General features: G+C 66.7%; 18 protein-coding genes. 5 read left to right on the top strand and 13 right to left on the bottom strand.

The annotated features are described in order from the left end of the window. Positions 1 to 14 precede the first annotated feature (14 nt). The 3 genes from LJ656_RS19670 to LJ656_RS19660 all read right to left on the bottom strand — a co-directional run bounded on the left by LJ656_RS19670 (position 15) and on the right by LJ656_RS19660 (position 4,191). Positions 15 to 269 carry a DUF2866 domain-containing protein gene (locus LJ656_RS19670; RefSeq protein ID WP_230511040.1) on the bottom strand — a complete coding sequence of 85 codons (255 nt, stop codon included), beginning with the start codon at positions 267 to 269 and terminating at the stop codon, positions 15 to 17. Positions 270 to 527: 258 nt separating this feature from the next. Next, on the bottom strand, positions 528 to 2,264 hold the full coding sequence (locus LJ656_RS19665) for a peptidoglycan D,D-transpeptidase FtsI family protein (protein ID WP_230511039.1): 1,737 nt from the start codon (positions 2,262 to 2,264) through the stop codon (positions 528 to 530). Positions 2,265 to 2,649: 385 nt separating this feature from the next. Then, on the bottom strand, positions 2,650 to 4,191 hold the full coding sequence (locus tag LJ656_RS19660) for a methyl-accepting chemotaxis protein (protein ID WP_230511038.1): 1,542 nt from the start codon (positions 4,189 to 4,191) through the stop codon (positions 2,650 to 2,652). 494 nt (positions 4,192 to 4,685) lie between these two features. Between LJ656_RS19660 and aepX the strand changes: the two genes are divergently transcribed. The 3 genes from aepX to LJ656_RS19645 are packed head-to-tail and all read left to right on the top strand — an operon-like array spanning position 4,686 to position 8,669. Continuing rightward, on the top strand, positions 4,686 to 6,410 hold the full coding sequence (gene aepX, locus LJ656_RS19655; RefSeq protein ID WP_230511037.1) for a phosphoenolpyruvate mutase: 1,725 nt from the start codon (positions 4,686 to 4,688) through the stop codon (positions 6,408 to 6,410). Then, positions 6,407 to 7,570 carry a phosphonopyruvate decarboxylase gene (gene aepY, locus LJ656_RS19650; protein ID WP_230511036.1) on the top strand — a complete coding sequence of 388 codons (1,164 nt, stop codon included), beginning with the start codon at positions 6,407 to 6,409 and terminating at the stop codon, positions 7,568 to 7,570. The genes aepX and aepY overlap by 4 nt, the downstream gene beginning before the upstream one ends. A gap of 31 nt (positions 7,571 to 7,601) precedes the next feature. Beyond that, positions 7,602 to 8,669 carry a 2-aminoethylphosphonate aminotransferase gene (locus tag LJ656_RS19645; RefSeq protein WP_230511035.1) on the top strand — a complete coding sequence of 356 codons (1,068 nt, stop codon included), beginning with the start codon at positions 7,602 to 7,604 and terminating at the stop codon, positions 8,667 to 8,669. Positions 8,670 to 8,740: 71 nt separating this feature from the next. Here the strand turns inward: LJ656_RS19645 and LJ656_RS19640 are convergent, their stop codons facing one another. From LJ656_RS19640 to LJ656_RS19615, 6 genes are all read right to left on the bottom strand, one after another. Continuing rightward, on the bottom strand, positions 8,741 to 8,893 hold the full coding sequence (locus tag LJ656_RS19640; RefSeq protein WP_178392228.1) for a hypothetical protein: 153 nt from the start codon (positions 8,891 to 8,893) through the stop codon (positions 8,741 to 8,743). Positions 8,894 to 9,015: 122 nt separating this feature from the next. Continuing rightward, on the bottom strand, positions 9,016 to 9,732 hold the full coding sequence (locus LJ656_RS19635; protein ID WP_230511034.1) for a PIG-L family deacetylase: 717 nt from the start codon (positions 9,730 to 9,732) through the stop codon (positions 9,016 to 9,018). Between the two features lie 155 nt (positions 9,733 to 9,887). Then, complete coding sequence (locus LJ656_RS19630) at positions 9,888 to 10,475, bottom strand: nucleotidyltransferase family protein (RefSeq protein WP_230511033.1); 588 nt, start codon at positions 10,473 to 10,475, stop codon at positions 9,888 to 9,890. Between the two features lie 101 nt (positions 10,476 to 10,576). Next, complete coding sequence (locus LJ656_RS19625; protein ID WP_230511032.1) at positions 10,577 to 12,799, bottom strand: xanthine dehydrogenase family protein molybdopterin-binding subunit; 2,223 nt, start codon at positions 12,797 to 12,799, stop codon at positions 10,577 to 10,579. Then, complete coding sequence (locus LJ656_RS19620) at positions 12,796 to 13,797, bottom strand: FAD binding domain-containing protein (RefSeq protein ID WP_230511031.1); 1,002 nt, start codon at positions 13,795 to 13,797, stop codon at positions 12,796 to 12,798. Before LJ656_RS19620 ends, LJ656_RS19625 begins: the two co-directional genes overlap by 4 nt. An 11-nt stretch (positions 13,798 to 13,808) precedes the next feature. Next, positions 13,809 to 14,525: a 2Fe-2S iron-sulfur cluster-binding protein gene (locus LJ656_RS19615; protein WP_230511030.1), complete on the bottom strand. Its 717-nt coding sequence runs from the start codon at positions 14,523 to 14,525 to the stop codon at positions 13,809 to 13,811. 278 nt (positions 14,526 to 14,803) lie between these two features. Here LJ656_RS19615 and LJ656_RS19610 point away from each other — a divergent pair, with 278 nt between their 5' ends. Continuing rightward, positions 14,804 to 15,040 carry a hypothetical protein gene (locus tag LJ656_RS19610; protein WP_230511029.1) on the top strand — a complete coding sequence of 79 codons (237 nt, stop codon included), beginning with the start codon at positions 14,804 to 14,806 and terminating at the stop codon, positions 15,038 to 15,040. Positions 15,041 to 15,061: 21 nt separating this feature from the next. Next, entirely contained in the window at positions 15,062 to 15,871 is an 810-nt protein-coding gene (xth, locus tag LJ656_RS19605) for an exodeoxyribonuclease III (protein WP_230511028.1), read from the top strand. Between the two features lie 169 nt (positions 15,872 to 16,040). Here the strand turns inward: xth and LJ656_RS19600 are convergent, their stop codons facing one another. From LJ656_RS19600 to motA, 4 genes are all read right to left on the bottom strand, one after another. Then, a complete protein-coding gene (locus tag LJ656_RS19600; RefSeq protein WP_230511027.1) occupies positions 16,041 to 16,304 on the bottom strand; it encodes a CsbD family protein in 264 nt (87 codons plus the stop codon). Between the two features lie 168 nt (positions 16,305 to 16,472). Next, positions 16,473 to 17,156 carry a Pr6Pr family membrane protein gene (locus tag LJ656_RS19595; protein ID WP_230511026.1) on the bottom strand — a complete coding sequence of 228 codons (684 nt, stop codon included), beginning with the start codon at positions 17,154 to 17,156 and terminating at the stop codon, positions 16,473 to 16,475. 112 nt (positions 17,157 to 17,268) lie between these two features. Next, the gene (gene motB, locus LJ656_RS19590; RefSeq protein ID WP_230511025.1) at positions 17,269 to 18,234 is read right to left on the bottom strand and encodes a flagellar motor protein MotB; all 966 of its coding nucleotides are present in this window, start codon (positions 18,232 to 18,234) and stop codon (positions 17,269 to 17,271) included. A 14-nt stretch (positions 18,235 to 18,248) separates the two neighbouring features. Continuing rightward, a complete protein-coding gene (gene motA, locus LJ656_RS19585) occupies positions 18,249 to 19,118 on the bottom strand; it encodes a flagellar motor stator protein MotA (RefSeq protein ID WP_230511024.1) in 870 nt (289 codons plus the stop codon). Between the last annotated feature and the right edge of the window lie 47 nt (positions 19,119 to 19,165).

Here is a 19,165-nt window from a genome sequence, read left to right as displayed (position 1 = left end):
GGCGAGCGTTGCGCTCAGTCGGCCTGCTGGCAGAAGCGGCGGCCGGGCACGTGAGAGGCCATTGCCTGAGCGATTTCGAGTGGAGTACTTTCGGCGGGAACGACGCGGCGGCTCGATTCGGGCGCGTGCTTCATCGTCCATTCGACGAGCCGGTATGAGCGGCCCCAGGGCGGTTGCAGCGGATCAGAGACCTTGCAGGAGTGAATCTGGCGAACCCATTCATGGCCGGGCATCGCACGCAGGTGTTCGACAACCATCTCTTCAACCATGATTTACCTCCGTCTTTTTTGGGCACGAACAGTTTCCGGCGCATTTTTTGGCATCCCCCAGAAAAAACGCCGCCGATGTTCTGGCGGCTCAACAGGGGATGAGCGACATAGTTGCAGGGAACAATTAAGCCAAACTTAAGAGCCGTCATGATTGCCCAAACCAATGTCAATGCGTGTAAGCGAGTGCAAGCGAATGCAAGCGGACGTGTTAGGGGAGGGCTCGGCGCTACGGAAAACCGTGGACCCGATTCGTGGTTTTCACACGCCCGGCGCGTCCGGCAACACGCCCAATAACTGCAACGAGCCGCCCATCACGCCGCTGAACACCGGCCCCGCGACCGTGCCGCCATAAAACGCCTTGCCGGCCGGGTCGTCGATCATCACGGCGACGATCAGGCGCGGATCGCTCATCGGCGCCATGCCGACGAACAGCGCCCGATAGCGGTTCTTCGCGTAGCTCGCGCCGATCTGCTTGCGCGCGGTGCCGGTCTTGCCGCCGACCCGGTAGCCTTCCACGGTCGCCGCGCGCCCGGTGCCCCCCGCGCCGGTGGCCGTTTCCAGCATGTTGCGGATCGCGCGCGCGGTGGCCGGCGTCGTGACCTGCTCGCCGTGCGCGCCGAACGAGTCGCCCGCGTCCGCGTCGAGCGGCTCGCGCAGCAGGCTTACGCGCTGCATCGTGCCGTCGCCCGCATACGCGGTGTAGACCTGGGCGATCTGCAGCAGCGAGACCGACAGCCCGTAGCCGTAGGCCATCGTCGCCTGTTCGATCGGGCGCCAGCGTTTGAATGGCCGCACCTTGCCGGCCGCCACACCCGGGAACGTCAGCTCGGGTTTGGTGCCGAGCCCGTACTGCTGATACTTGGTCCAGATCGTCTTGGCCGGCAGGTTCAGCGCGAGCTTCGCGAGCGCGATGTTGCTCGACTTCTGCACCGCCTCGGCGACCGTCATCGCGCCGTGATTCGACGTGTCGTGAATCACCGCCGGGCCGATCTTGTACCAGCCGGGCGCGGTATCGATGATGCTTTGCGGCCGCACCTTGCCTTCGTCCATCGACAGCGCGACGACCAGCGGCTTGATCGTCGAACCGGGCTCGAACGTATCGATGACCGCGCGATTGCGCAACTGCCGGCCGGTCAGACCCGCGCGGTCGTTCGGATCGAAACTCGGGTAATTGGCGAGCGCGAGAATCTCGCCGTTGCGCGCATCGAGCACGACCACGCTGCCGGCTTCCGCGCGATGCTGCGCGATGGCGGCCTTCAGCTGCGCATAGGCGAGCTGCTGGATGCGCCGGTCGATCGTCAGCTGGATCGTCGCGCCGTTGCGCGCGGGCACCAGCGGGCGCGTCTCCGATACCACCCGGCCGAGCCGGTCGCGGATCACTTCGCGCTGGCCCGGCGTACCCAGCAACTGCTCGTTCGCGGCCAGCTCGATCCCTTCCTGGCCGTTGTCCTCGATGTCGGTGAAGCCGACCACGTGCGCGGCCGACTCGCCTTCGGGATAAAAGCGCTTCGAGTCGGCGATCTGCGTGATGCCGGCGAGGCCCAGGCGCGTCAGCTGCGCGGCGGTATCGGCGTCGACCTGGCGCTTGAGCAGCACGAAGCTGCGCTCGCCGCTCAGGCGCCGGCGCAGTTCCGCGGCCGGCAGATCGAGCAGTTTCGCGAGCGGTGCGATCGCGCTGTCTTCGACCAGCTTCGGGGTCGCCCAGATTTCGTAGGTGGCGAGACTGACCGCGAGCATCGAGCCGTGACGGTCGACGATTCTCCCGCGCATCGCGTCGAGTTCGAGCACGCGCTGATAGCGTTTTTGCCCCTGATCGACATAGAAGTCCTGATTGACGATCTGCACCCAGAACGCGCGGACGGCGAGCGCCGCGAACGCGGCGAACACGATCAGGATGACGAACTTCGAGCGCCATGCGGGCAGGCGCGCGCTGAGCAGCGGGTTCTTCGCGGCGGCATATGGATCGTGCGACGGCGGTTTTTTCTGGCGGATCATGAGCGCGGCGGGCGGACGGGTGGACCTCTCGATTGAACGAAGCCGCCGCGCCGGCGAGGGCGGGGCGGCATTGGCGCATGGCCGTTGCCGATTGCGCGCCGGTGGAGGGCAGCGAGCCGGCAGGCAATCGGACAACGGCTATTGGCTGGCTGATTGTAAATAAAACGTAATGCAAATGCGAGGATCGCGAAAGCTTCTCGACGTGGCACGCGGCCACGCGGTGCGAGCGCCAAAAACGACGGCCAAAGAAAAAGCCGCGCGGATCTGCAAAATCCGCGCGGCTGACTCGTCCGATTGATGCGTCGACTCCGACGCGGCGTGTTGAAGGGGCGCTCCCCGCCTGTGGAGCGCCTTCTTTTATTGCGCGCCCGCCGACCGGACCGGCTTACGCCGGCAACGCGAAACTGCCGATCGCGTCGCGCAGCACCCCGACCTGGTCCTTCAGCGAATGCGCGGCGGCCGCCGCCTGCTCGACGAGCGCCGCATTTTGCTGCGTGACCTGATCCATTTCGCCGACCGCGCGATTGACCTGCTCGATCCCCGCGCTCTGTTCGCGCGACGCATGGCTGATTTCTTCGAGAATCCCGTTCACGCGCTTGACCGACTGCACGATCTCGCCCATCGTCGCGCCCGCGTTGGCGACCAGCGACGCGCCGGTTTCGACGGTATCGGTCGAGGTTTCGATCAGCGCCTTGATCTCCTTGGCCGCGGTCGCGGAGCGCTGCGCGAGGCTGCGCACCTCGCTCGCGACCACCGCGAAGCCGCGGCCCTGTTCGCCGGCGCGCGCCGCTTCGACCGCCGCGTTCAGCGCGAGAATGTTGGTCTGAAACGCGATGCCGTCGATCACGCCGATGATGTCGCCGATCTGGCGCGAGCTCGCGGTGATCTCGCCCATCGTGCGGACCACGTCGTCGACGACCCGGCTGCCGCGCGTCGCGACGTTGGCCGCGTCGCTCGCGAGCCGCGCGGCCTGCAGCGCGCTGTCGGCGTTCTGCTTCACGTTGACGGTCATCTGGTCCATGCTCGAAGCGGTCTGCACGAGCGCGGCCGCCTGCTCCTCGGTGCGTTGCGACAGGTCGGTGTTGCCGGCGGCGATTTCGCTCGCGCCGACGTTGATGTTCTCGGTGCCCTGACGGACCCGCGAAACCGTCTCCACGAGCCCCGCCTGCATCGTGCGCAGCGCATGCAGCAGACTGCTCTGGTCGCGCGGGTCGATGGGCACCGGCGTGGCGAGATTGCCTTGCGCCATCAGCCGCGCGTGGGCGACCGCCGCTTCGAGTTCGCCGCCGAGCGAGCGGCGGACGCTACGCAGCACCAGCAGCATCACGCAAGTGGCGAGGCCGCCGAGCACCGCCGTGATCGCGAGCCAGCGCAGCAGCGTGCGATAGAACGCGCTCTGCACGTCGTCCATATACATGCCGGTCACGAGGTACCAGTCCCACGGCGCGAAGCGCATCGAGTAGCTGGTTTTCGGCACCGGCTGCTCGCTGCCCGGCTTGGCCCACAGATAATCGACGAAGCCGCCGCCGTCGCGATTGCCCGCGCGCACGATGTCGACGAACAGATGGTTGCCGGCCGGGTCGGCGAACTGCGCGAGGTTCTTGCCGATCATCTCGGTCTTGAACGGATGCATCAGCATGACCGGCTGCGAATCGTTGATCGAGATGTAGCCGTCGCTGCCGTAGCGCATCGCGGCGAGCGTCGCGAGCGCCTGTTTTTTCGCGTCGTCCTCGGACAGCGCGTGCTGCTGCGCGAGCGCGTAATAACGGCCGACCACGTGGTTCGCCTGGTCGATCAGCGAGCGCAACTGATCGCGCCGGTCGGCAATCATCGCGGTGCGATGCTGCCACGCGCCGAAGCCGCCGATCAGGATCAGACCGACCCACAGCACGGCGATCATCGAGGCCAGTTTTCGGTTCAGAGTCATAGCGAGAGAGGGGCTGTTAGCCGCTTGGGTCCGTTGGATTGGCGGGCGGGTTGCCGCTTGCTGTGTTTACGGCGCGCGGGGCGCCTCGCGCAGACAGGGGAAACCCGCTGTTTTTACGCGGCTATTCGTCTGATTAATCAGCGGTTTATCGGGATTCGAGGCGGTGAAAAGCGCCGTCAATCCCGACGCGATTTTCAATGAAATCGTATAAGCGGATATTCATCGATTAAGCGGCCAATTCGACGCGCAGCCGGTAAATAAAAAACCCCGTTTATATAAGCGCGCGAAATCCGGCTGGAATTGGCGCCCGCGCGGCGGCACGGGGCAAGGAGGTGAGCTCAAAACGACACATTTTTCCACTTAACCGCAACTCGAAAAACACATCGCCCGTTTAAACCGCCTGTCATAAAAAATTCCGTTATAGTCGCCCTTTTCCAGTCGCAGCCGGGCAGAGAACAACGTCAATAAGCCCGCCACCAGGAGTAGCGAAAAAAATGAACGCACGCGAACCCGCCTTTGTTTCCACGTCCCGCAGCGCACGTCTGCGCCAGATGCTCGTCAGCAACGAACTCGAATTCATGATGGAGGCCCATAACGGCCTGTCCGCGCGGATCGTGCGCGAAGCCGGCTTCAAGGCGATCTGGGGCTCGGGCCTCGCGATCTCCGCGCAGTTCGGCGTGCGCGACAACAACGAGGCGAGCTGGACCCAAGTGGTCGACACGCTCGAGTTCATGGCCGACGCGAGCGATCTGCCTATCCTGCTCGACGGCGACACCGGCTACGGCAACTTCAACAACGTGCGCCGGCTGGTGCGCAAGCTCGAACAGCGCGGCATCGCCGGCGTGTGTATCGAAGACAAGCAGTTTCCGAAGACCAACAGCTTCATCAACGGCGAAGCGCAGCCGCTCGCCGATATCGACGAGTTCTGCGGCAAGATCAAGGCCGGCAAGGATTCGCAGACCGACGAGAATTTCTCGATCGTCGCGCGCGTCGAGGCGCTGATCGCCGGCTGGGGCATGGACGAAGCGCTGCGCCGCGCGGAAGCGTATCGCCAGGCCGGCGCCGATGCGATCCTGATTCACAGCAAGCTGTCGCGCCCCGACGAAATTCTCGAATTCGCGCGCGAATGGGCCGGCCGCGGCCCGCTCGTGATCGTGCCGACCAAGTACTACAGCACGCCGACCGAAGTGTTCCGCGAAGCGGGCATCAGCACCGTGATCTGGGCGAACCATCTGATCCGCGCGGCGACCTCGGCGATGCAGGCGGTCGCGAAAGAAATCCACGCGAGCGAAACGCTGGTCAACGTCGAAGACAGCATCGCGGCGGTCAACGAAATTTTCCGTCTGCAGGATGCCGACGAATATTCGGAAGCCGAAGACCGCTATCTGTCGGGCGGCCGCGCCGCGGGTTCCGCGGTGGTGCTCGCCGCGAGCCGCGGCAAGGGCCTCGAAGCGGTCACCGAAGACCGTCCGAAGGTGATGCTGCCGATCGCCGGCAAGCCGCTGCTGCGCTGGCTCGTCGATGCGTTCAAGAAGCAGAACCTCAACGACATCACCGTGGTCGGCGGTTATCGCGCCGATGCGATCGACACCGCCGGCATCCGCCTCGTCGTCAATGAACAGCATGCGCAGACCGGCGAACTCGCGTCGCTCGCGTGCGCATTGGACAAGCTGAACGGCGACACCGTGATCTCGTACGGCGATCTGCTGTTCCGCAGCTATATCCTGCGCGATCTGGTCGAGAGCGAAGCGGACTTCAGCGTGGTCGTCGATTCGTCGCTGACCGATACGGAAAACGCCAGCGTGCGCGACTTCGCATGGTGCTCGGCGGCCGACGATCGCGGTCTGTTCGGCGCCAAGGTCGTGCTGCGCCACGTCGCGAGCGGCCAGCAGCAGGCCGGCGCGGCAGTCGGCGGGCAGGCGCCGCACGGCCGCTGGATGGGTCTGCTGAACGTGCGCGGCGCGGGCCGTGAGCGCTTGCAGGCGGTGATGAGCGAGCTGCAAAAGCGCGCCGATTTCGCGTCGCTCGACATGCCGGCGCTGCTGAACGCGCTGGTCGAAGCGGGCGAGTCGATCGAAGTGCAATACGTGCACGGCCACTGGCGCGGCGTCAACGATCTCGACGACTTCCGCCGCGCGGGCGACTTCGCGCATGCGCAGGCACCGTTCGCGAGCGCGGTCGGCGAGGCTCGCGATGCCGCCCACGGAGGCGCGCAATGATCGAAGCCGCGCAGTTCGTCGAGGCGGCGCGCGAGCGCGGTTTCGACTGGTACGCGGGCGTGCCGTGCTCGTATCTGACACCGTTCATCAACTACGTGCTGCAGGACGACTCGCTGCACTACGTGTCGGCGGCCAACGAGGGCGATGCGGTCGCGCTGATCGCCGGCGTCGCGCTGGGCGCGCAGAACGGCCGGCGCGGCATCACGATGATGCAGAACTCGGGGCTCGGCAACGCGGTGAGCCCGCTCACTTCGTTGACGTGGACCTTCCGTCTGCCGCAACTGCTGATCGTCACGTGGCGCGGCCAGCCCGGCGTGCCGGACGAGCCGCAGCATGCGCTGATGGGCCCGATCACGCCGGCGATGCTCGACACGATGGAAATTCCGTGGGAGACGTTCCCGACCGAAGCGGACCAGATCGGCCCGGCGCTCGAGCGCGCGACCGCGCATATGGACGCCACCGGCCGTCCGTACGCGCTGGTCATGCAGAAGGGCAGCGTTGCGCCGTACGAGCTGAAGGACGCCGCCGCGCCGGCGCGCAAGACCCCGGTCGCGGCGCGCGCGCAGTTCCGCGCGGTCGAAGCGAACGAACTGGCGACGCGTCACGACGCGCTGCAAAAGGTGATCGCGCACACGCCGCTCGACTCGACCGTGGTGCTCGCGTCGACCGGCTTTTGCGGGCGCGAGCTCTATGCAATCGACGACCGCGCGAACCAGCTGTACATGGTCGGCTCGATGGGCTGCGTGACGCCGTTTGCGCTCGGCCTCGCGCTGTCGCGTCCCGACCTGCGGGTGGTCGCGCTCGACGGCGACGGCGCGGCGCTGATGCGCATGGGCGTGTTCGCGACGCTCGGCGCGTACGGTCCCGCCAATCTCACGCACGTGTTGCTCGACAACGGCGCGCATGACTCGACCGGCGGCCAGGCGACGGTGTCGTCGCAGGTGTCGTTCGCGGGCGTCGCGGCCGCGTGCGGCTATGCGTCGGCGGTGGAAAGCGACGCCCCGGCCGTGCTCGACGAGCTGTTCGAAGCCGCGCCGCTCGCCGGCCCGCGTTTCGTCAGCCTGACGATCCGCCGCGGCACGCCGGACGGCCTGCCGCGCCCGACCATCACGCCGCCCGATGTGAAGACGCGCCTGATGCGCCACATCGGCGCGCACTGAAACCACGCTCACGCTCAAGCAAGGAACGCCGATGCTGCTGCTCAATCCCGGTCCGGTGACGCTGACCGAACGCGTCCGCAACAGCCTGTTGCAGACCGACCTGTGCCATCGCGAAAGCGAGTTTTTCGATCTGCAGGAAGAGGCGCGCACGCGTCTGGTCGAGGTCTATGGACTCGATCCGCAGCAATGGCAAGCTGTCCTGATGACCGGCTCCGGCACGGCGGCCGTCGAAAGCATGACGGCCGCGCTGGTGCCGCAAAACGGCAAGCTGTTGGTAGTCGAGAACGGCGTGTACGGCGAACGGATCGCGCAGATCGCGACGCAATACGGGATTGCGCATGAGACGCTGAAGCATGGCTGGATGGACGCGCCCGATCTCGCGCAGATCGCCGCGCGTCTCGACGCGGACAAGTCGTTCACGCACGTCGCGGTGATCCATCACGAGACCACCACCGGGCGCCTGAACGACATCGCCGCGCTCGGTGCGATCTGCCGCGCGCGCGGGCTGCGTCTGCTGGTGGACGGCGTTAGCAGCTTCGGCGCCGAGGCGATCGATTTCGCCGACGCGTCGCTCGACGCGGTCGCCGCGACCGCCAATAAATGCCTGCACGGGGTGCCGGGCGCGTCGTTCGTGATCGTGCGGCGCGCGGCGCTCGCGCGCGCGGCGAGCCGCACGTACTACCTCGATCTGGGCCGCCTCGCGCGCTTGCAGGATCAGCGCAATACGCCGTTCACGCCGTCGGTGCATGCGTATTACGCGCTCGTCGAAGCGCTGCGCGAACTCGCCGACGAAGGCGGCTGGCACGCGCGTCACGCGCGCTATGCGGCGCTCGCCGAACAGGTGCGCGCCGGTCTCGCCGCGCGCGGGATGGCCAGCGTGTTGCCGGCGGAGCAGTCGTCGGTGGTGCTGCGCGCGTACCGCTTGCCGGACGGCATCGGCTATCCGCAACTGCACGACGCGCTGAAGGCGCGCGGCTTCGTGATCTACGCGGGGCAGGGCGGTTTGTCGGCGGAGCTGTTCCGCATCTCGACGATGGGCAATATCCATGCGGCCGATATCGAACGGCTGCTCGATGGCTTCAGCGAACTGATGCGCTGAAGGGCGCACGGCGCGGCTTGCGCCGCGCCGTCGTCGTCTTTTCAGGCGCTACCCGTCATCTTCACTTCCGCTTACACCGGGTCCTTGTCAGGCGGCCCGTCGGGCCGCTGCGGTTCCTCGACGTGATGACCCGGCGACGGCGGCACGAGCGGATCGGCTTCCGGGTCGCGGTTCGGGTCGGCGTTCGGATCGGGAATCGGGGTGGTGTGCATGTCGTAGCTCATTGCGTCACCTGTGCGTTGGAAATGCGCGGGTCCGGGGCGGGCCAGCCCCCCGGTGTGCCGGCGCGTAGCGCGCATGCCGGCTGTTTGTCTCAAGCGTAGGCGTTCGCCGCGCTTCCTGCTCGTTACTTTCTGGTACTTTTCGCGCCGCGGTGGCCGACGCTCAACTGCCAGTAGCGCTCGGTCGCGAACACGTCGTCGTAATTGCCGGCGCCGAACGCGCGCAGCTGGCTCGCGTACGCATTGACCGCCTCGCGCTTCAGTTGCGCGCGGCGCTGCATGTCGATCGTATGGCTCGCGGTCGGGGTGGCCGGCGTCGCGACGATGCCGCGCTGCGCGAGATCGGCGAGGCGCGCCTGCACCGCGCCCGGCGCGCGGCGGTGAATCGCTTCCTCGTAGCCGAACCAGTTCAGATGCGTGAGCCGCGGCAGGATTTCGCAGCACGCTTCGAAGACCCGCGCGTGGTCGTCGTGATGCAGGCCGAGCGGCATCAGCAGCGTATTCGCGGTGCTCCGGTAGATCGTCTCCTCGAGCGCGGCCGCCATCTGGCTGATCGACGGCGAATCGGCGTACTGACTGTCGCGAAACGGCATGCGCAGCGGAATCGCGTCGAGTACTTCGAGCGCGAGATTGTCTTCGAGCGTGCGTTGGTGGATCGCCTCGTGCGCGTCCGCGAAGCCGGAGCGCTCGTCCCAGTCGGTATGCATCGCGTGTTCGGGCGGTGCGGCGAACACCGTGCAGACCGCGGCGTCGGGGTGCGCGGCGAGCAAGGCGCCGCAGCTGAAGACGGCATCGTCGAAATGCGGCGACACGATGAAAAGGCGTGGGCTGGTTTCGCTCATGGGCGGGCGGTGAGTTCGGTGCGCGGCGGGTGGTGTCGGGATCGTTGGAAACGTGGGCGCCGCGCGGGAAAACGCGGCGTCACAACAGCTTAGGCTTAAATGCAGAGGATTGCGCGAGTGGTTTTATGGCGCGCAAGCGGTGTGCCCGCACCCCACTAGATCCCCTGCAAATCCTCCGGCGTATCCACGTCGCGCAAAATCCCCGCATCGTCGACTTCGATCCGCGTGAGCGCCGGCGACATCAGCAGCGCTTTCGCGCCGGTATCGCCGTCGAGCGCGAGCAACGCGTCGCGATGCTCGGCACCAAAGCCGACCGGATGGCCGCGCTGGCCGTCATGGAACGGCGCGACCAGCGACGCGCCGGCGTCGAGCGCGCGGGCCACCGCTTCGATGGTCGGCAGCGCGATGCGCGGCATGTCGGCCAGCGCGACGATCCAGCCGTCGGCGTCGGCGCTGGCCGCGATCCCCGCCGCGAGGCTCGCGCCCATCCCGCGTTCGGCGCTCGCCGCGAACACCACGTCGCAGCCGGCGTCGTTGAGCACGCGGGCCAGCGCCTCCGAGCCGGGCCGCACGATCGCCAGCACGCTCGACACGACCCGCAGCAGCCGATGCGCGGCTTCATGCGCGACCGGCGTGCCGTCCGGCAGCCGGGCGAGCAGTTTGTTATGGAGTCCGTGAGGATCGAAGCGCGTGCCGTAGCCGGCGGCGAGCAGGATGCCAGTGGCGAGCGAGGCGTAGGCCATCGGCGGATACCGGTAGACAAGGATGACAGCGATTGTGCGATGCAACGCGAAGCGAGGCAAGCGCCAAAAGTAGCGCGCGCCTCGCCTCGGTCACACCTCGGTCACACCGGCGTCGTGTGCATCACCTTGTCCAGCGTGATCGGCAGATCGCGCACCCGCACGCCGGTCGCGTTGTACACCGCGTTCGCGATCGCCGCGACCACGCCGGTAATGCCGATCTCGCCGATCCCGCGCACGCCGAGCGAGTTGATATACGGATCGGGCTGGTCGATGAAGGTCACGTCGAGCGTGCCGATGTCCGCGTTCACCGGTACGTGATACTCGGCGAGGTTCGCATTGGTGAAGCGCCCGTAACGCGTGTCGAGCGTGCTTTCCTCCTCCAGCGCCGCGCCGATCCCCCACACGAGGCCGCCGATCATCTGGCTGTTGGCGGTCTTGCGGTTCAGCACGCGGCCGACGTCGTAGACCGCGACCACCCGCGGCACGCGAATCGTGCCGAGTTCGGCGTCGACATGCACCTCGACGAAGACCGCGCCGAACGAGTGAAACGAGTACTTCTGCTTTTCGTCGCCGCGCTTCGCGGTTGCACTCGCCTCGATCGGCTGGCCGCCCGCGCGCGCGATGATCGCCGCGGCCGGATCGCGTTTGCCGGGCTGCGAGCGGCTGACGACCCAGCCGTTCTCGACCGTCACGTCGTCGAGCGCGAGACCGTGCACCGGCGATGCCGGGTCGGCCAGCGCCAGCGCGATCAGCTGGTTGCGCGCCTGGCTGGCCGCGTCGCGTACCGCCGGCGACACGCTCGCCGCCGACTGCGAGCCGCCCGACACCGGCGCGCGCGGCAGCGTCGAATCGCCGAGCGCGAAGTGGATGTTCTCGGGCGCGAAGCCGAGCGCATCGGCGGCGACCTGGGTCATCACCGTGTAGGTGCCGGTGCCGAGGTCCTGGGTGCCGGACGCGACCATCGCGGTGCCGTCCGGCAGGATGCGCGCGAGCGCCGACGCGTCGCTGCGGTTGGCTGGATAGGTCGCGGTCGCCATCCCCATGCCGATCAGCGTGTTGCCGTCGCGCATCGAACGCGGCGTCGCCGGGCGGCGCGACCAGCCGAATTTGTCGGCGCCGATCTGATAACACTCGCGCAGCGACTTGCCCGACCACGGCTTGTGCTCCTGCGGATCGCTGTCCGCGTAATTCTTCAGGCGCAGCGCGAGCGGGTCCATGTGCAGCGCGGCGGCCAGTTCGTCCATCGCCGATTCGAGCGCGAACGAACCGGTGGTCTCGCCCGGCGCGCGCATGAAGGTCGGCGTGCCGACGTTCAACTGCACGAGCCGGTGCGTGGTGATCTGGTTCGGCACCGCGTACAGCATCCGCGTGACCATGCAGCAGGTCTCGGTCCAGTCCTCGATCATCGACGTGTTCGAGATGCTGTCGTGGCGCATCGCGGTCAACGTGCCGTCGCGCCGCGCGGCGAGCACGAAATGCTGCTCGGTGCGCGGGCGCGCGCCGACCGGGCCGAACATCTGCGGCCGTTCGAGCGCGAGCCGCACCGGCCGGCCGGTTTGCCGCGCGGCCATCGCGCACAGCGACACATGCGACCACGACGAGCCCTTGCAGCCGAAGCCGCCGCCGATCAGCGGCGCAATCACCCGCACATCGCTGGTTGGGATACCGAAGGTTTTCGCGACCGCCTGCGCGGCGCCGCTCACGCCTTGCGTCGAGTCGTACAGCGTCAGTTGCGGACCGTCCCAGTGCGCCATCGTCGCGTGCGGCTCCATCGGGTTGTGGTGTTCGATCGGCGTCGTATAGGTCGCGTCGATATGGACGTCGCCGCCGCGCATGCCGTCCTCGAAGCTGCCGCGCCGGGTATCGGTCTCGCGGCCCTGCGGGTTGTCCGGCGCGTGCATTTGCGGTTTGGCCGCGTCGAAATCGAGCGCCGCGGAGCCAGGCTGATAGACGATCCGCACCTGGCGCGCGGCATCGGCTGCGCGTTCGAGCGTATCGGCGACCACCACCGCGACAGGCTCGTTGCTGTAGTGCACTTCGTTGTCCTGCAGAAGCGTCAGATGCCGGCCGGCGGGCGGCGCGAGCGCCGGCTTGCCGCCGTTCGGCAGGCGCGGCGCGTTCTGGTAGGTCATTACCAGCAGCACGCCGGGCAGCGCTTCGGCGCGACTCGCATCGATCGATGCGATCTTGCCGCTCGCGATCGTGCTGGTCACCAGCACCGCATGCGCGAGCCGCGCTTCGGGAAATTCGGCTGCATAGCGGGCGTCGCCGGTCACTTTCATCAAACCGTCGACGCGGTCGAGCGGCTGTCCGAGCAGATTCATGCGACACCTCCGGATTGACCGGCGGCCAGCTTGACCGCCCGCACGATCGCGCGTTGCGCGAGCTGCACCTTGAAGCCGTTCTCGCGGCGCGGCTGCGCGCCGCTCAAAGCGGCGGCCGCGGCGTTCTTCAGCGTCGCGTCGGTGAGCGGCTGGCCGGCCAGCATCTGCTCGGCCGCGTTCGCCCGCCACGGTTTGTGCGCGACGCCGCCGAGCGCGATCCGCGCGCTCTGCACGCGCTCGCCGTCCATCTGCAACGCGGCCGCCACTGACACAAGCGCGAACGCGTAACTGGCGCGGTCGCGCACCTTCAGATAATGCGAATGCGCGCTGAAGAGCGGCGGCGGCAGATCGACCGCGGTGATCAGTTCGCCCGGTTGCAGCGTGGTATCGACGTCGGGCCGCTCGCCGGGCAGCCGATGAAACTCGCCGAACGCGATCGTGCGCTCGCCGCCGGGACCGCTGACGCGCACCAGCGCATCGAGCGCGGCCAGCGCGACGCTCATGTCGGACGGGTTAACCGCGATGCATTGCGGGCTCGCGCCGAGAATCGCATGCATCCGGTTGTGGCCGTCGAGCGCCGCGCAGCCGCTGCCGGGCGCGCGCTTGTTGCAGTGGCTGAACGCGGTGTCGTAGAAGTAGCCGCAGCGCGTGCGTTGCAGCAGATTGCCGCCGACCGTCGCCATGTTGCGCAACTGCGCCGATGCGCCCGCGAGCAGCGCCTGCGACAGCAGCGGGTACTGCTCGCGTACCCGCGCGTGATTGGCCGCGTCGCTGTTGCGCACCAGCGCGCCGATGCGCAGGCCGCCGTCGGGCAGCGCGCTGACCGAGTCGAGCCCGTCGATGTGGGTGATATCGATGAGCCGCAGCGGCCGCGCGACGCCGCCCTTCATCAGGTCGAGCAGATTGGTGCCGCCGCCGATATACACCGCGCCCGGCTGCTGCGCGGCGCGCACGGCGCCGGCGACATCGATCGCGCGTTCGTAGGAAATCGCATCCATGCCGGTCTCCGTTACGCGTTGCCGTGCGCGGCGCGCACCGCGGCGACGATGTTCGCGTATGCGCCGCAGCGGCAGATATTGCCGCTCATCCGCTCGCGTATTTCGTCGTCCGAAAGTTGCGGCGGGCGCGCGCGCACGTCGTTAGTGACGGTGCTCGCCGCGCCCTGGCGGAATTCGTCGAGCAGCGCAGTCGCCGAACACAACTGCCCGGGCGTACAGTAGCCGCACTGGAACGCATCATGTTCGATGAACGCGCGCTGCACCGGACTCAATGCGCCGGTGCTCGACGCAAGGCCTTCGACGGTGGTGATCCGCTCGCCTTCGTGCATCACCGCGAGCGTCAGGCACGAGTTGATCCGGCGGCCGTCGACCAGCACCGTGCAGGCGCCGCATTGGCCGCGGTCGCAGCCTTTTTTCGTGCCCATCAGTCCCGCGTATTCGCGCAGCGCGTCGAGCAGCGTCACGCGCGGCTCGAGTTGCAGCGTGTAGACGCGGCCATTCACGTTTAGCGAAACGGGCCGCGGGGGCACGGGTGGATTCGATTGTGCCGGTGCCGTGGCCGGGGTCTGGGTCTGGGCTCGCAGATGCGGCGTCGCGCCGATCGTCGCAGCCGCCGCGGCCGATTGCAGGAAGCGGCGACGCGCCGGGTGAGAAGGTGAGGAGGACTGCGTAGTTGACTCGGCACGGGCGGTTTCGTCCGCATCCGGCGCTTCGGAAGGCGTGGTCATGACGGTCTGTCGACTCCATTGAAAGGTCAATGCAGGCTAACGACGCGTCGGGCTTGAACGCATCGGGTCGAATCTGGGGCGCAGCAAGTTCGGTGCCGTTGCAGCTGTTTACCGTATGAAAAACTCGCGGCAAGCGCAAAGCCGTTCTACGCAATTAAGGGCGGCTAATATGCGCAATGAACAATGAAGAGGGATGCGGCGCTGGCGTGCCGGGTATGCGCACTGCTAGCAGTCGCTAACTGAAGTTCTTAGCTCGTCGTTCGTTCACAGGAGAGCTCATGCAATTCGACTACAGGCACTTCCACATCGATTGCCGCGCGCGTCACGCGGAAGACGGCTGCTACTACGCGCGCGCGAGGATCACCCGCGCCGCGCGGCGCAACGAAGCGCTGCTGACCCACGACTCGGGCGACATCGACAGCTTTGCCAGCGAGGCGGATGCGCTGTGCTGCGCGCGGTCATGGGCGATCGAATGGTGCGATGTCGCGGCGGACCAGGCTGAAACCGTGCGGTAAGGGTGCGAAGGAGACACGATCGTGGCGAAGCTGCGGATTGCGACGTTCAACATCAACGGCATCCGTTCGCGGCTGCCGGCACTGCTGCAATGGCTCGAGCGCGAAGCGCCCGACGTGGTGTGTCTGCAGGAACTGAAGGCGGTGGACAGCGCGTTTCCGGTCGAGCAGTTACGCGACGCCGGTTATGGCGCGGTGTGGCACGGCCAGAGCGCATGGAACGGCGTGGCGATTCTGGCGAAGGGCGGCGAGCCGCTGGAGCGGCGGCGCGGTCTGCCCGGCTTCGAGGCGGACACGCACAGCCGCTATCTGGAGGCGGCGGTCGGCGGTGTGTTGATCGCGTGTCTGTATCTGCCGAACGGCAATCCGCAGCCGGGCCCGAAGTTCGATTACAAGCTCGCGTGGTTCGATCATCTGCTCACGCATACCGCGCATCTTTACAAAAGCGGCCACCCGATCGTGATCGCCGGCGACTTCAACGTCGTGCCGACCGACGAAGATATCTACAACCCGCGCTCATGGCTGAAGGACGCGCTACTGCAACCGGAGAGCCGCGAGCGTTACCGCAAGCTGCTCGCGCAGGGCTGGACCGATGCGCTGCGCACGCATTTCGGCGACGAGCGTGTCTATACGTTCTGGGATTATTTCCGCCGGCATTGGGACACCAATTCGGGGCTGCGTATCGATCATCTGCTGCTCAGCGCCGATCTCGCGCCGCGTTTGCGCGATGCGGGCGTGGACCGGTGGGTGCGCGGGGAACCGCATGCAAGCGATCATGCGCCGGCATGGATCGAACTGGAGATGGACGCGGGGCGCAGGAAGAGAAGTACCTGACGAAGCGGGTGAAAGGCGACGTGGCCCGGCGGACGCGCAGTGCGTGAGGCTAGCCGTCGGGGTGTGCGGTTGCGCGTCGCGCTACTTTTGTCGCGCACCCACATTCCGCTGTTTCGTTCGGCGTCCGCTTGCCGAGAAGCGCCGGGGAACCCCGGCGCTTATACCAACATCAGTAGTCCCGGCCGCCGCGCGACCACAACGCTCCCACCACGAATCCGGCGAGCGCCACGACGGCGAGCGTCGTGAGCGGGTTCTCGGCGGTGGTGTCCCGCATCAGGCTGGTGGTGTTCGCGCACAGCTGCTGCGCCTTTCCGCTCAATTCACGGGCCTTGCCAGCAATCTGCTCACTGGTATCGCCGAGCGCATCGCCGACCGCGCTTTGCACCTTGCCCGCGACCTGCTTTACCGCACCTTCCGCTGAATTCGTGTCCATATGCATCGCTCCTGTGGTCATATTTACTTGCGAGCCCGCCGTAATTGCAACGGCGTCGCCCAGGGCCGTTGCGCAAGCCGCGTGCTACGGCGGCGGCTTGCGTCGGTGACGAAGCGGCGCAAGAAGCGCGCCCGGCGCGGCGAACGCGACGAACACGGCCAACGCACCTCAGCGCCGCCGCCGGAAATTGATCCCTATAAAGACGGCCATCAGCATCAGAAAGCCGCCGAACAGCAGCGCGGAATTGACGACTACCTGTCTGAGACCAAGCCTGTCGATGTCGATGAACGGATACGGATAGAAGTCCGACAGGCTGCCGCGCCAGAACGTGATGCCGAGATACGCGAGCGGGTAGACGAGCCACAGCAGACAGTGCCGCAGCCGCAGATGAAAACGCGGCACGAACAGCACCCAGTAGAGCGCGGCGAGCATCGGCAGCACACTGTGCAGCGATTCGTTGAGCAGCCGTCGATACAGCGGCGGCGACCACCAGCCGCGCAACAGCAGGTTGTAAGCGATGCCGACGAACACCATGTAGACGACCACCGCGGTGACGACGGTCGGCTGCCGCAGCCAGCGCACCAGCGGCGCGCGGCTTTTCCACGCGGCGACGCAGGTGAAGCACAGCGCGCACGCGAGCACGGTCAGATTGGTCAGGTAGCTGCTCATGCGCGCGATCGCGTCGAGCACGGTGAGTCCGCGCGCGAGCGTGCGATCGATCGTGACGTCGGCTTGCGCGAACAGCGACAGCCAGGCGATTACGGCGATCATCGCCGCCAACGTCAGCGACGACACACTCGGCGTATGCAGCGGAAGCTCGGCTTCGCGGTGTTGGATGGGGGCAGGGGACATGAGCCCGATTCTACCTGCGCGGCGCACGCGCTCGCATGAGGTCGGGCGCGGTGGCCGTCATCCGGGCGCGGGTGCAATGCGTGGATGACGGCTCGGGCGTTCGGGACAAATGCTACGGGGTACTACGCGAAGTAGCGGCCGGCAGCGCCGCGCTCACCGGCGACGTATCGTCGAGCGAAGTGCGCCCGCCGTCGTGGAAGAACGCCTGTTCGGCGGCCTTGTTCAGCACCAGAATGCTGATGCGCCGGTTGGTCGGTTCGTCGACGACCTGGCGGTTCAGCGGCAGCACGTCGGCGAGACCGCGCACCTGCAATACCTTTTCGCCATGCATGCCGCCCGCCACCAGCGAGCGGCGCGCGGCGTTCGCGCGCTCGGACGACAGCTCCCAGTTCGAATAGCCGTCGGGTCCCGCGATGTAAGGCACCGCATCGGTGTGACCGGCGATCGAGATGCGGTTGTCGACGTCGTTCAGCGCCGCGCCGATCTGCGTGAGGATCGTCACCGCGTACGGCTGCAGCTTCGAGCTGCCGGACGCGAACATCGGCCGGTTTTGCGAATCGACGATCTCGATACGCAGTCCTTCATTGGTGATCGAAATGCGGATCTGATCCTTGAACGCTTTGAGCGCCGGGCTCTGTTCGATCAACGCGGTCAACTTCGCTTTGAGCTGTTGCAGCTTCCCGGCATCCGCCGGTGTGACCGCCGGCGTCGCCGCGCGCGGCGGCGTCGGCTCGGCCTGGCTCTTCGTGCCGACGCCGGGCCGCGTATCGGAGATATCGCGCCCGCCGCCCTGCACGACGCTGGGCCGCGCGGCGGCGGTGCCCTCCTGACCGCCGAGCAGACTCGACAGCGGCGTATTGAAGTAATCCTCGATGCCCTGCTTGTCGAATTTCGACGTCGAGCCGAGCAGCCACATCAACAGAAAGAACGCCATCATCGCGGTCACGAAGTCCGCGTACGCGATCTTCCATGCGCCGCCATGATGGGCGCCATGGTCGTCGCCCTTCTTCGAGCGGCGCACGATCACCGGCGCCGGCACCGCTTCGGCCTGCCCCGGGCGCGATCTTCTTTCGCTCATCGTGTGGCTCCGGATCAGGCCGACTTCGGCATTTTGGTCGCGCGCACCGCGTCGTCGAGTTCCTGGAAACTCGGGCGATCGGCGGTGAACAGCACCTTGCGGCCGAACTCGACCGCAACGGGCGGCGCGTAACCGGACAGCGACGCGAGCAGCACCGCCTTCACGCACTGGAACGGTTTCGCGTCGGCGCGGCCCTTCGCGTTCAGCAGATCGGCGACCGGGCCGATAAAGCCATACGCGAGCAGAATGCCGAGGAAGGTGCCGACCAGCGCGCCCGCGATCATCTCGCCGAGCACCGCGGGCGGCGCGCCGACCGAGCCCATCGTGTGCACGACGCCCATCACAGCGGCGACGATGCCGAACGCCGGCAGACCGTCGGCCATCTTCTGGATCGCGTTGGCCGGGACCGACGACTCCGCGTGATGGGTCGCCAGTTCCTCGTCCATCAGGTCCTGCACTTCGAGCACATTGACGTTGCCGCTCGACATCATGCGCAGATAGTCGACGATGAAATCGAGCAGGTGGTGATCCTTCAGCACGTGCGAGTACTTCTGGAAAATCGCGCTGTCTTCCGGCGCGTTGACGTCGGCTTCGAGCGCCATCATCCCTTCCTTGCGGGCCTTTTGCAGCAGTTCGTAAAGCAGTGCGATCAGTTCGAGATATTTCTCTTTCGTGTAGCCGCCGCCCTTGAAGCACGACGGCAACGCCTTCAGCGTTTTCTTCAGCGTCGAAACCGGATTGCCGACCACGAACGCGCCGATCGCCGCCCCGAAAATACACAGTAGTTCGAACGGTTGTACGAGAGCCGGCAGATGTCCGCCGACGCCGACGAAACTACCGATCACAGAACCGATCACCAACACCCAGCCGATTACGACAAACATATTCTCTCCGTTTCCCCTGACGCACAGGCGTGCGAAACCAGCCCTTT

This window comes from Paraburkholderia sejongensis, from assembly GCF_020880815.1.
Lineage (GTDB): Bacteria > Pseudomonadota > Gammaproteobacteria > Burkholderiales > Burkholderiaceae > Paraburkholderia > Paraburkholderia sejongensis.
The sequence above is the reverse complement of the archived record's forward strand: the minus strand, read 5'-3'. Positions and strand labels throughout refer to the sequence as shown.

What these genes read in the sequence shown, in the direction of transcription:
- LJ656_RS19665 (WP_230511039.1), bottom strand. Translation starts at nt 2,264, where the DNA reads ATGATCCGCCAGAAAAAACCGCCGTCGCACGATCCATATGCCGCCGCG.
- LJ656_RS19625 (WP_230511032.1), bottom strand. Translation starts at nt 12,799, where the DNA reads ATGAATCTGCTCGGACAGCCGCTCGACCGCGTCGACGGTTTGATGAAA.
- LJ656_RS19615 (WP_230511030.1), bottom strand. Translation starts at nt 14,525, where the DNA reads ATGACCACGCCTTCCGAAGCGCCGGATGCGGACGAAACCGCCCGTGCC.
- aepY (WP_230511036.1), top strand. Translation starts at nt 6,407, where the DNA reads ATGATCGAAGCCGCGCAGTTCGTCGAGGCGGCGCGCGAGCGCGGTTTC.
- motA (WP_230511024.1), bottom strand. Translation starts at nt 19,118, where the DNA reads ATGTTTGTCGTAATCGGCTGGGTGTTGGTGATCGGTTCTGTGATCGGT.
- LJ656_RS19660 (WP_230511038.1), bottom strand. Translation starts at nt 4,191, where the DNA reads ATGACTCTGAACCGAAAACTGGCCTCGATGATCGCCGTGCTGTGGGTC.
- LJ656_RS19670 (WP_230511040.1), bottom strand. Translation starts at nt 269, where the DNA reads ATGGTTGAAGAGATGGTTGTCGAACACCTGCGTGCGATGCCCGGCCAT.
- motB (WP_230511025.1), bottom strand. Translation starts at nt 18,234, where the DNA reads ATGAGCGAAAGAAGATCGCGCCCGGGGCAGGCCGAAGCGGTGCCGGCG.
- LJ656_RS19595 (WP_230511026.1), bottom strand. Translation starts at nt 17,156, where the DNA reads ATGTCCCCTGCCCCCATCCAACACCGCGAAGCCGAGCTTCCGCTGCAT.
- LJ656_RS19600 (WP_230511027.1), bottom strand. Translation starts at nt 16,304, where the DNA reads ATGGACACGAATTCAGCGGAAGGTGCGGTAAAGCAGGTCGCGGGCAAG.
- LJ656_RS19640 (WP_178392228.1), bottom strand. Translation starts at nt 8,893, where the DNA reads ATGAGCTACGACATGCACACCACCCCGATTCCCGATCCGAACGCCGAC.
- LJ656_RS19620 (WP_230511031.1), bottom strand. Translation starts at nt 13,797, where the DNA reads ATGGATGCGATTTCCTACGAACGCGCGATCGATGTCGCCGGCGCCGTG.
- LJ656_RS19630 (WP_230511033.1), bottom strand. Translation starts at nt 10,475, where the DNA reads ATGGCCTACGCCTCGCTCGCCACTGGCATCCTGCTCGCCGCCGGCTAC.
- LJ656_RS19635 (WP_230511034.1), bottom strand. Translation starts at nt 9,732, where the DNA reads ATGAGCGAAACCAGCCCACGCCTTTTCATCGTGTCGCCGCATTTCGAC.
- LJ656_RS19610 (WP_230511029.1), top strand. Translation starts at nt 14,804, where the DNA reads ATGCAATTCGACTACAGGCACTTCCACATCGATTGCCGCGCGCGTCAC.
- LJ656_RS19645 (WP_230511035.1), top strand. Translation starts at nt 7,602, where the DNA reads ATGCTGCTGCTCAATCCCGGTCCGGTGACGCTGACCGAACGCGTCCGC.
- aepX (WP_230511037.1), top strand. Translation starts at nt 4,686, where the DNA reads ATGAACGCACGCGAACCCGCCTTTGTTTCCACGTCCCGCAGCGCACGT.